The organism is Phenylobacterium sp. (genome assembly GCF_036263695.1).
Lineage (GTDB): Bacteria > Pseudomonadota > Alphaproteobacteria > Caulobacterales > Caulobacteraceae > Phenylobacterium.
The window spans coordinates 1-8905 of sequence record NZ_DATAGM010000182.1 but is presented as its reverse complement, the minus strand read 5'-3'; the positions used below and the strand labels follow the sequence as shown (position 1 = coordinate 8905).

12 protein-coding genes are annotated in these 8905 nt (G+C 69.4%); 4 read left to right on the top strand and 8 right to left on the bottom strand.

Translation table 11 applies throughout. The annotated features are described in order from the left end of the window. Nucleotides 1–470: sigma-70 family RNA polymerase sigma factor (locus VHK87_RS07485; protein WP_329634278.1), on the top strand; the 470-nt coding region annotated here is incomplete at its 5' end. 52 nt (nucleotides 471–522) lie between these two features. Here VHK87_RS07485 and VHK87_RS07480 read toward each other — a convergent pair. Continuing rightward, nucleotides 523–870: a DUF1428 domain-containing protein gene (locus VHK87_RS07480; RefSeq protein ID WP_329634277.1), complete on the bottom strand. Its 348-nt coding sequence runs from the start codon at nucleotides 868–870 to the stop codon at nucleotides 523–525. 73 nt (nucleotides 871–943) lie between these two features. On the opposite strand from VHK87_RS07480, the gene VHK87_RS07475 reads away from it, so the two are divergent. Further along, nucleotides 944–1624, top strand: coding sequence for a winged helix-turn-helix transcriptional regulator (locus VHK87_RS07475; protein ID WP_329634276.1), 681 nt, complete (start codon nucleotides 944–946; stop codon nucleotides 1622–1624). Here the strand turns inward: VHK87_RS07475 and VHK87_RS07470 are convergent. The 5 genes from VHK87_RS07470 to VHK87_RS07450 are packed head-to-tail and all read right to left on the bottom strand — an operon-like array spanning nucleotide 1621 to nucleotide 5159. Then, on the bottom strand, nucleotides 1621–2103 hold the full coding sequence (locus VHK87_RS07470; RefSeq protein ID WP_329634275.1) for a hypothetical protein: 483 nt from the start codon (nucleotides 2101–2103) through the stop codon (nucleotides 1621–1623). The two genes, VHK87_RS07475 and VHK87_RS07470, sit on opposite strands and share 4 nt — an antisense overlap. 53 nt (nucleotides 2104–2156) lie before the next feature. Beyond that, on the bottom strand, nucleotides 2157–3365 hold the full coding sequence (locus VHK87_RS07465) for a M20 family metallopeptidase (RefSeq protein WP_329634274.1): 1209 nt from the start codon (nucleotides 3363–3365) through the stop codon (nucleotides 2157–2159). Between the two features lie 42 nt (nucleotides 3366–3407). Continuing rightward, the gene (locus tag VHK87_RS07460; protein WP_329634273.1) at nucleotides 3408–4262 is read right to left on the bottom strand and encodes a pirin family protein; all 855 of its coding nucleotides are present in this window, start codon (nucleotides 4260–4262) and stop codon (nucleotides 3408–3410) included. Nucleotides 4263–4287: 25 nt separating this feature from the next. Further along, complete coding sequence (locus VHK87_RS07455; protein ID WP_329634272.1) at nucleotides 4288–4908, bottom strand: TIGR02466 family protein; 621 nt, start codon at nucleotides 4906–4908, stop codon at nucleotides 4288–4290. Between the two features lie 32 nt (nucleotides 4909–4940). Beyond that, on the bottom strand, nucleotides 4941–5159 hold the full coding sequence (locus VHK87_RS07450; protein ID WP_329634271.1) for a flagellar hook protein FlgE: 219 nt from the start codon (nucleotides 5157–5159) through the stop codon (nucleotides 4941–4943). Nucleotides 5160–5319: 160 nt separating this feature from the next. Here VHK87_RS07450 and VHK87_RS07445 point away from each other — a divergent pair, with 160 nt between their 5' ends. Next, the gene (locus tag VHK87_RS07445; protein WP_329634270.1) at nucleotides 5320–5676 is read left to right on the top strand and encodes a hypothetical protein; all 357 of its coding nucleotides are present in this window, start codon (nucleotides 5320–5322) and stop codon (nucleotides 5674–5676) included. A gap of 1 nt (nucleotide 5677) precedes the next feature. Here VHK87_RS07445 and VHK87_RS07440 read toward each other — a convergent pair whose 3' ends face one another. Next, nucleotides 5678–6928, bottom strand: coding sequence for a serine hydrolase domain-containing protein (locus VHK87_RS07440; RefSeq protein ID WP_329634269.1), 1251 nt, complete (start codon nucleotides 6926–6928; stop codon nucleotides 5678–5680). A 306-nt stretch (nucleotides 6929–7234) separates the two neighbouring features. Between VHK87_RS07440 and VHK87_RS07435 the strand changes: the two genes are divergently transcribed. Beyond that, nucleotides 7235–8002 carry a class I SAM-dependent methyltransferase gene (locus VHK87_RS07435; RefSeq protein ID WP_329634268.1) on the top strand — a complete coding sequence of 256 codons (768 nt, stop codon included), beginning with the start codon at nucleotides 7235–7237 and terminating at the stop codon, nucleotides 8000–8002. 103 nt (nucleotides 8003–8105) lie between these two features. Here the strand turns inward: VHK87_RS07435 and VHK87_RS07430 are convergent, their stop codons facing one another. Beyond that, nucleotides 8106–8645, bottom strand: a complete 540-nt coding sequence (locus VHK87_RS07430; RefSeq protein WP_329634267.1) for a YbhB/YbcL family Raf kinase inhibitor-like protein — start codon at nucleotides 8643–8645, stop codon at nucleotides 8106–8108. Between the last annotated feature and the right edge of the window lie 260 nt (nucleotides 8646–8905).

Sequence of the window (8905 nt, the reverse complement as noted above, 5' to 3'; positions counted from 1 at the left end):
AGACGATCAACAAGATCGTCCGCACGTCCCGCCAGATGCTGCACGAGATCGGCCGCGAGCCGACCCCCGAGGAGTTGGCCGAGAAGCTCGCCATGCCCCTGGAGAAGGTGCGCAAGGTGCTGAAGATCGCCAAGGAGCCGATCTCCCTCGAAACCCCGATCGGGGACGAGGAGGACAGCCACCTGGGCGACTTCATCGAGGACAAGAACGCGGTCCTGCCGATCGACGCGGCCATCCAGTCGAACCTGCGCGAAACCACCACGCGGGTGCTGGCCTCGCTGACGCCGCGCGAAGAGCGGGTTTTGCGGATGCGCTTCGGCATCGGCATGAACACCGACCACACCCTCGAGGAGGTCGGCCAGCAGTTCAGCGTGACCCGTGAGCGGATCCGCCAGATCGAAGCCAAGGCCCTGCGCAAGCTCAAGCACCCGAGCCGGAGCCGCAAGCTCCGCAGCTTCCTCGACAGCTGACGAAAAAGAGGGGCGGTCCGATAGGGCCGCCCCTTCTGCTTTCAGCTGGCGCCTAGGCTTCCAGCAGCGGCGCAAAGCCGCCGTAGACCATCCGCTTGCCGTCGAACGGCATCTGCAGCTTTTGCATCCGCTCGTCCTGCATCACGGCCTGCCAGCCGGCGTCACGGGCGGCTTTGTCGGGCCAGGCGATCCACGAGAAGACGATGGTCTCGTCCGTCGTGGCCTGCACGGCCCGCCGGAAGTCGGTGACCTGGCCATCCGGCACGTCGTCGCCCCAGGCGTCGACGCATTTCACCGCACCGTGGGACTTGAAGACCTCCGAAGCCGCCCGGGCGTGCGCCAGGTAGGCGTCCTTGTTGGCGGTCGGCACGGCCGCGATCATTCCGTCGATGTAGCTCATCTCGAAGTCTCTCCCTGACGGGCTGCTTGCCACCCGTTGAGACTCATGCCTCCGTAAGTTATAGATTGCAATCTTGGAGTTAGAAAATATAACTAAGCAAACCTCCCGCCGCTACGACGACGCCTGCGCCACCGCTCACGCGCTCGACCTGATCGGCGAGCGCTGGGCCATGCTGGTGATGCGCGAGCTGATGCTGGGCCCGCGCCGCTTCAGCGACCTACGCGCCAGCCTGAGCGGCCTGTCGGCCAACGTGCTCACCCAGCGCCTGGAGGGGCTCGAGGCGGCCGGCGTCGTGCGCCGACGCAAGCTGCCGCCCCCGGCCTCCGTGCAGGTCTACGAGCTTACCGAATGGGGGCTGGAGGCCGAGCCGGTTCTGCTGGCCCTGGGTCGCTGGGCCGTGAGGTCGCCGCAGCACGATCCGACCCTGCCGTTCAGCCCGGTGTCTTTGATGCTGTCCCTGCGGGCCAAGTTCGAGGCGGCGCGCGCGCAGGGGCTGGCGTTCGAAATCGCCTTCCGCTTCGGCGAGGAGGCCTTCCGCGCGGCGGTGAAGGACGGCGCTCTCACAGCCGAGCGCGGCGAGGCGGAGGCGCCGGACGCGGAGGTGTTCGGTTCACCTTCCGCTCTTGCGGCCCTGCTCTACGGCAAGGTCCCACTCGAGGCGCTGGAAGCGGAAGGGGCGCTCACGGTGCACGGCGATCGGGCCGCGCTGCTGCGCCTGGCCGATCTCTACGAGATGCCGCCGAAAGCCGGCTAGGCGGCGCCGTCGGGCTCAGCCGGCGGCGCGTCACGGGCCGTGGCGATGTAGGCGCAGATGGCCGCGGAGATCGCGCCGGCGGCGGCGATCCAGACCAGGATCCAGGCGTCCAGCTCCGAAAAGCCGGAGATCAGCGCCGACCACAGCGAGGAGGCGGCCGCGCCGACCAGGGCCGTGGCGCCGATCACCGCCGCGCGCTTGGAAAGCCGCGTTGCGAGGAAGCTCCCCGCCGCACCGGCGATGGCGCCGGGGACCAGGCCGAACAGGTAGCAGGCGGGGATGGCCACCAGCAGCAGGGCGGCAATCCCCAGCGGGAAGGCCGCATCGAAGCTGGAGACGGCCGAGAAGATCAGCGCCCCGACCGGCAGCACGGCGCCGATCGGCGGGCCGATGATGGCGAACAGCGCCGCCCAATAGAGGATCTCGCTCCTGGGCGGGTTGGCGGCGGGAGGCGCAGTGGCGGCGGCGGCGTCGGTCATGGCGTCGGTCTCTGGCTCGAAGCCGAAACGCCGAAGCGCCGCGTTGGCTGCGCTCAGGCGAACCCGTCGCGCAGGAAGGCCTCGGCGAAGGCGCAGTGCATGGCTACGCCGCGGGCCATGACGGCCTCGTCCAGCACCATGCGGTTGGAATGCAGGGCGCAGCAGCTGCGGAAGTCGCCGCCCTCCGGGGTCGCGCCCAGGAAGACCATGGCGCCGGGGACCTTCTGCAGCACGTAGGAGAAATCCTCCGCGCCCATGACCGGCGAGGGCATGGTGCGCCAGGCGCGCTCGCCGTAGAGCTCGCCGGCCACCTGCTCGGCCAGGGCGACCGCGCGGCCGTCGCTGACGGTGACCGGGAAGCCGTGGGTCAGCTCGACCTGGGCGTTGGCCCGGTGGGCTGCGGCGATGTTCTCGGCCACACGCTGCACGCCTTCGTGGGCGAGGGTGCGCGAGCGCTCCGAGAAGGATCGGATGGTGCCGAGGATGATCGCCTGCTCGGGGATGACGTTGTCAGTGGTGCCGGCGGCGATCTTGCCGACGGTGATCACCACCGGGTCGAAGGCCGGCACCTGACGGGTGACCATGGTCTGCAGGGCGATAACGATCTCGCAGGCGATGGGAATCGGGTCGATGGCGTCGTGCGGCTGCGAGGCGTGGCCGCCCTTGCCGGTGACGGTGATCTCGAACTCGTCGGCGGCGGCCATCAGCGGCCCGGCGCGGCCGGCGAACACGCCGGTCGGCACATTCGGGGTGATGTGCAGCGCGAACGCGGCGTCGGGCAGGGGATCGAGCAGCCCGTCGTCGAGCATGTAGCGGGCGCCGTGGAAGCCCTCCTCGCCCGGTTGGAACATGAAGACCACCGTGCCCGCCAGCTCGTCCCGCCGCGCGCAGAGCGCCCGGGCCGCGCCGGCCAGCATGGCCACATGGGTGTCGTGGCCGCAGGCGTGCATCGCCCCGTCGGTCCTCGAGGCGAACGGCAGGCCGGTGTCCTCGTGCAGCGGCAGGGCGTCCATGTCGCCGCGCAGCAGGACCGTGCGCCCGTTTTCCGGGCCCCGCAGAATGGCCACGAAGCCGGTGGTGGACGGGCCCTCGCGGATCTCCAGCGGCAGGCCCGCCAGCGCCGCCTTGGCCTTCGCGGTGGTCTTGGGCGTCTGGAGGCCGAGCTCCGGCTCCTCGTGAATGGCGCGGCGCAGGGCGATCAGGTCGGGCAGCAGGGCCTCGCCGGCTTCGGCCCAGGGCGTGCGCGGGGTCAGGATGTTCATGGGGGCAGCTTGGGCCGCCGCCGGGCCGGGCGCAACCGGCGCCTAGGCCGCCATCATCCCGAACTTGCCGGCCTGGTAGTCGGCGTAGGCCTGCCGGATCTCCTCGACGCTGGTCATCACGAATGGGCCGTGGGCGACCACCGGCTCGTCGATCGGGTCGGCATGACCGAACACCAGCACCGCCGCCTGGGCCGCCTCGATGCGAAGGATCGCGCCGGCCCGGTCGAGCTGGACCAGGTGGTGCTGGGCGATGCTGCGCCCGCCGATGCGGATCTCGCCGGACACCAGGTAGAGGAAGACGTGCCGCCCCGAGAGGCCTTCGAACCCGACGCTCGCGCCGGCCTCCATCCGAAGCGTCGACATGAAGACGCCGGTCAGGGACTCGATCGGCCCGGTCCGGCCGCCATGGCTTCCGGAGATCAGGTTCAGCTCGACGCCGCCGTCGCACAGGCTCGGGATCTCGTCCTGCTGCACGCCGGTGTAGCGGGGCTCGGTCATCTTCAGCCGCGAGGGCAGGTTGACCCACAGCTGGAGGATCTCCAGCGGCCCGCCGCGGCGCTTGAAGTCCTCAGGGGAGACCTCGGCGTGCACCAGCCCGCGCCCGGCCGTCATCCACTGCACCCCGCCCGCACGGATGACGCTTTCGTGGCCGCCGGTGTCACGGTGGGCGAGCTCGCCCTCCAGGATGAAGGTCACCGTCTCGAAGCCGCGGTGCGGGTGCGGCCCGAACGGCAGGCCACGGTTGCCCGGCGGATAGACCTGCGGGCCGTGATGGTTGAGGAACAGGAACGGGTCGACCTGGTCCAGGCCAGGTCCCGGCAGCGGCCTGCGGGTGACCAGGTCGCCGATGTCGTCGCGGTGGGCGGCGTGGACGCCGAGCACGGTCTTGTCGGTCATGGCGGTCTCCTTGCCGGACAACGCCTCAGCGCCACGCGTAGTTGAAGCTGATGCTGATCCGCTCAGCCTTGGCGCGGTTGGCGGGCACCTCGTGCCGTAGCCAGCTCTCCCACATCAGCACCGTGCCGGGCTGAGGCGCCAGATAGACGAACGCCTTCTGGCCCTCGTCGGCGTCGGCTCTCCGCGGCGGGGCGGCCATCATTAGCGGAAGGCGCGGGTCCTCCAGCTTCAGGGCGCTGGCTCCCGGTGGGACGGCCACATAGACCGTGCCGGAAAGGACGCTGTGCGGATGGATGTGGCCGGAGTGGGCGCCGCCGGCCTTCAGGACATTCACCCACAGGCTGTCGAGTCGAAGCCGGCCTGCGCCGAGGTCCAGCTGCAGCGCCTCGGCGTAGGCGCGGGCGTGGCGGTCGAGGCGGGTCTTCAGCTGGGCGAAGACGCTGGCCCGCTGGGGCAGGTCGTCGAGGGAGGCGTAGGAGGTGTAGCCGGCATAGCCATGCTCGCGGCACCAGGCGCGGCCGGCCACGTCCTCAACCGCCAGCATCCGGCAGGCGTCTTCCAGCTCGCGATTGAATGCCGCAAAGCCGCGCTCTTCCGCGAGGGTCGCTTCGTATACGCGGGTGACGAACAGGGACTTCAGCGCCATGGGGGGGCGCTAAGCCCCCGGCGCGCGGAAGTCTAGGCGCGGATGTTCAGTAGGGAGCCGAGCATCTCTTCGGCGGTGCGCACCACCAAGACGTTGGCTTCGAGCTCCGCCTTGGCCTCGGACATGTCGGCGCTGGCTTGCGCCAAGTCGCCGAACTCCCCGCCCGCGGAGCCAACCGCGCGGCGCGCCGCATCGTCGAAGCGGTGCGTGGCCGCCATCATCCCGTAGTGGGCCGTTACGATCGGATCCATGTTTCGCCCCTTCCATCCCCGGGCGAAGCCTGCGGCGGCGAGGGTTAAGCCATCGTCCGCAGAACGTGGTGAAAGCCGAATGAAAAGAAACGCATCCGAAGACCTGTCCAGCGCGTATGGAGGCTGGAACGTGGTATGCTCAGGCAAAAGGAGCGCCTCAATGAAACACCTCCCCCTCGTGGCCGCTCTGGCCCTGATCGCCGGCGCCGCCCAGGCCCAATCCCCGATGAACCAGAACCCGCCGACCCAGACGACGCTGTGTCTCGAAGTCAACGGCTCGATCATCCCGCCCGTCTGTCATCGGCCGGCCTCGCGCGTCGATCAGCGCGAGGATATCTGCCTCTGCTCGAACGGCGGCATCCGGGTGGACGCGCCGGTCTGCGCCCCGGGCGAGCGGCCGCCGGCCGAGTCCCGCGTATTCGAGAACGCCCGCCGCGACGCAGGCCGCGACGGCACCCTGATGGGCGACATGTGGCAGGGCCAGCGGATGTGCGTGGACATCCGCCGCGGCCGCTAGGTCAGGCCTCGATCGCCCCGTAGACCCGCTTCTGGAACACGGGCAGGGCGGCGCGCGCGCCCATCCGCTGGCCGGTGGCCAGCTGCGAGGCGGCCTCGGGGCCGAGGTCCATGGCGTTCTGGATCAGGTAGATCAACACCATGTCCTGGGCCGGGTCAGCCTGCCACCAGGTGCCGAAGGCGCCCGGCCAGCCGAACGCGCCCTTTGAGCCGGCGCCCATCCAGGCCTGCTTCTCCGGGTCGGTGACCACCGACAGCCCCAGGCCGAAGCCCTGGCCTAGCCAGAAGGGGATGCCCATGAAGGGGATCTGGCGCTGCGCGTCCGTCAGCCGGTTGGTGGTCATCAGCTCGACGGTCTCCGGCTTCAGCAGCCGTACGCCGTCGAGCTCGCCGCGGTTCAGCAGCATGCGGGCGAACTTCAGGTAGTCGTCGGCGGTGGAGATCAGGCCGCCGCCGCCGGCCTCGAACACCGGCCGCTGCGGCTCGGGCGGATAGGAGACGTCCTGCAGGGGCCCGCCGTCGGCCGGCGCCTTGTAGAGCCGGGCCAGCCGGTCGGCCTTCTCAGGATTGGCCCAGAAGCCGGTGTCGGTCATGTCGAGCGGGCCGAAGATCCGCTCCTCCAGCACCTGGCCGAAGCTCTTGCCTTCGATGCGGCCGACGATGAAGCCGAGCACGTCGGTGGAGTGGCCGTAGTGGAACCGCTCGCCGGGCGCATAGGTCAGCGGCAGCTCCCCGAGCCGGCGCATCCACTCGTCCGCGCCGTACGGGCCCAGCAGCGGCGAGCCGAGCGCGGCCTGGTAGGCGTGGGCGATCGGGCCGACCGAGGTGAAGTTGTAGGCCAGCCCCGAGCGGTGGGTCATCAGGTCTTCGATGGTGATGTCGCGCGGCGCAGGAACGGTGTCCTCCACCGGGCCCGTCGGGCTCTTCAGCACCTTCATGTCGGCGAACTCGGGCGCCCACGTGGTGATGGGATCCTCGAGCCGGAGCTTGCCTTCCTCCATCAGCATCAGGGCCGCGACCGAGGTGATCGGCTTGGTCATGGAGGCGATCCGGAACATCGTGTCCCGGGTCATCGGCTTGCCCGCGGCGATGTCACGCTGGCCGATCGCGTTGACCTGCACCACCTTGCCCTTGCGCCAGACCAGCGTCACAAAGCCGGAGACGTCGCCCGCGTCGACGATGGCCTGCAGGGCGGGCGGGATCTGCTCCAGCGCCTGCCGGTTCAGCTTGCCGAGGTGCGCGTCGCCGTCCATGCCGTGTCTCCTTCTTTAGACTTTCCCAACCGATAGCGGCGGGCGCTGGGTTCGACTACGGCGCCCTAGCGTCAACCCGCCTGTGATTGACGCCGGCTCGGGCCAAGCTCATGCTCCATGGGTCGCAAAGCAGAGGGAGGCGCGCGTGAAGGCTCAGCAACGTCCGCAGATCGCAGCCCAGGCCTCCATCTTGGCGCTCCTCGCCTAACACAGGCTCCGGGCCGATCCGCAGTCCGCCCGGCCGGTCGCACCGGCCGACCTTTGCCTCGCCGCGCCCGCGGGGGCCGGCGAAACCTGCGAGACTCCATGCCTACTCAAGAGACGCTCAATCCGTACGGCAGCCTCTGTGCGGAAATCTACGACATCGACAAGCCTGCCGGCTCTCTGAACGACGTGCCCTTCTACCTGGCGCGCCTGAAGGGGATCGGCGGCCCGATCCTCGAGCCGGCGGTCGGTTCCGGGCGGATGCTGATCCCGCTGCTGGAGGCGGGCTGCGAGGTCGAGGGTTTCGACGCCTCCGACCATATGCTGGAGAACTGCCGGCGCAACTGCGCCGCCCGCGGCCTCCCCGCCCCGGTCCGCAAGGCGCGGTTGCAGGACTTCGCCTACGACCGGCGGTTCGCCGCCGTCATCTGTTCGGTGGGGACCTTCACCTTCGTCTCGGATTTCGACGAGGCGCTGGCCGTGCTCCGCCGCTTCCGGGAACACCTGGAGCCGGGGGGGCTCCTGATGATCGACCTCCCCGTGCTCGGCGCCATGTGGACCGACGCTCACTCGATCCGCACCTGGACGGCGGCCAATGGCGACCTGCTCCGGTTCGAGAACCAGCTGGTGGCGACCGACCACCTGGCCCAGACCAGCCTATCGCACATGCGTTATGAGCGCTGGCGGGAGGGGAGGCTGGTGGAGTCCGAACTGGAGGTCATGAAAGGACGCTTCTGGGGCCGCGAGGAGTTCGCCATGGCCCTGGAGCGCTGCGGCTTCGGCCAGGTCCAGGTGTTCGGAAACTACAATCGCGCCCGCCCGCCCCGCAGCTCCGACCGTGGGCTGACCTTCGAGGCGGTGGCGGTCTGACTTCATAACCGCTCACTCGGCGCACGCCGGGGCCCAATCCGAGTCAGCCGCCTGGCGGAGAGTCAGGTTGGGTCCCGGCTTTCGCCGGGCTGAGAGGTGATAATCACTGCTGCGTCGGCGCCTCGTAGGTCGCCACCAGTTCGCCCTTGGCGATGGTGTGGCCCTTCAGCACGTTGAGCAGCTCGTTGAGCGGGGTGTCCGGTCCCATCGGGATCTGGTCGTCGAGGGCGAAGACCTGGAAGTAGTAGCGGTGCACGCCATGGCCGGCCGGGGGCCTGGGGCCGAACCAGCCGTAGCCGCCCATGTCGTTCTTCCCCTGGACGGCGTTCTGCGGCGAGATCAGCTCGGCGTTGTTTGGAAGCCCCTCGGGCAGGCCGGGGGCCTCGCCGGGGATGTTCCAGATCATCCAGTGGACGAAGGGCAGATCGCGCGGGGCGTCGGGATCCTCGACGATCACCGCCCAGGCGGCGACGTCCGGCACGTTGGTCCAAGTCAGCGGCGGGGAGATGTTGTCGTGGTAGGCCGAGTGGCGGTCGGCCAGGCGCCCGTCCACCCCCTGCGCCGGGGAGTAGACCGTCACTCCAGTATCGAGCCTGGGATCGACTTTCATGATGGTGAGGGCTTCGCCCGAGTGCTCAGTCATGGCTGGCTCCTTCCTTGTCGCCTGACAACAGGAAGACCCCCGCCAATGTTGCGACGCCGGCGGCCATGGCGCCTGCGAGCTTGTCACAGCGCCGCTGCGTGCTTACCTAGCGTAAGGCGTTGCTGCGTCGCGGCAATTGAACCGAGGCTGTTTCGCGCTTATATGCGCGGTCCCTTTTGTCGGGTGGGCGTGCGTGTGTGTCGGCTCCACCTCCATGAGCGTCTTGTGAGGAAGATTATACGCCCATGCTGGTGACCATG

Excerpts from the sequence above, each read along its gene's own strand:
- VHK87_RS07480 (WP_329634277.1), bottom strand. The coding sequence starts at position 870 with ATGAGCTACATCGACGGAATGATCGCGGCCGTGCCGACCGCCAACAAG.
- VHK87_RS07470 (WP_329634275.1), bottom strand. The coding sequence starts at position 2,103 with ATGACCGACGCCGCCGCCGCCACTGCGCCTCCCGCCGCCAACCCGCCC.
- VHK87_RS07465 (WP_329634274.1), bottom strand. The coding sequence starts at position 3,365 with ATGAACATCCTGACCCCGCGCACGCCCTGGGCCGAAGCCGGCGAGGCC.
- VHK87_RS07460 (WP_329634273.1), bottom strand. The coding sequence starts at position 4,262 with ATGACCGACAAGACCGTGCTCGGCGTCCACGCCGCCCACCGCGACGAC.
- VHK87_RS07455 (WP_329634272.1), bottom strand. The coding sequence starts at position 4,908 with ATGGCGCTGAAGTCCCTGTTCGTCACCCGCGTATACGAAGCGACCCTC.
- VHK87_RS07450 (WP_329634271.1), bottom strand. The coding sequence starts at position 5,159 with ATGGATCCGATCGTAACGGCCCACTACGGGATGATGGCGGCCACGCAC.
- VHK87_RS07445 (WP_329634270.1), top strand. The coding sequence starts at position 5,320 with ATGAAACACCTCCCCCTCGTGGCCGCTCTGGCCCTGATCGCCGGCGCC.
- VHK87_RS07440 (WP_329634269.1), bottom strand. The coding sequence starts at position 6,928 with ATGGACGGCGACGCGCACCTCGGCAAGCTGAACCGGCAGGCGCTGGAG.
- VHK87_RS07435 (WP_329634268.1), top strand. The coding sequence starts at position 7,235 with ATGCCTACTCAAGAGACGCTCAATCCGTACGGCAGCCTCTGTGCGGAA.
- VHK87_RS07430 (WP_329634267.1), bottom strand. The coding sequence starts at position 8,645 with ATGACTGAGCACTCGGGCGAAGCCCTCACCATCATGAAAGTCGATCCC.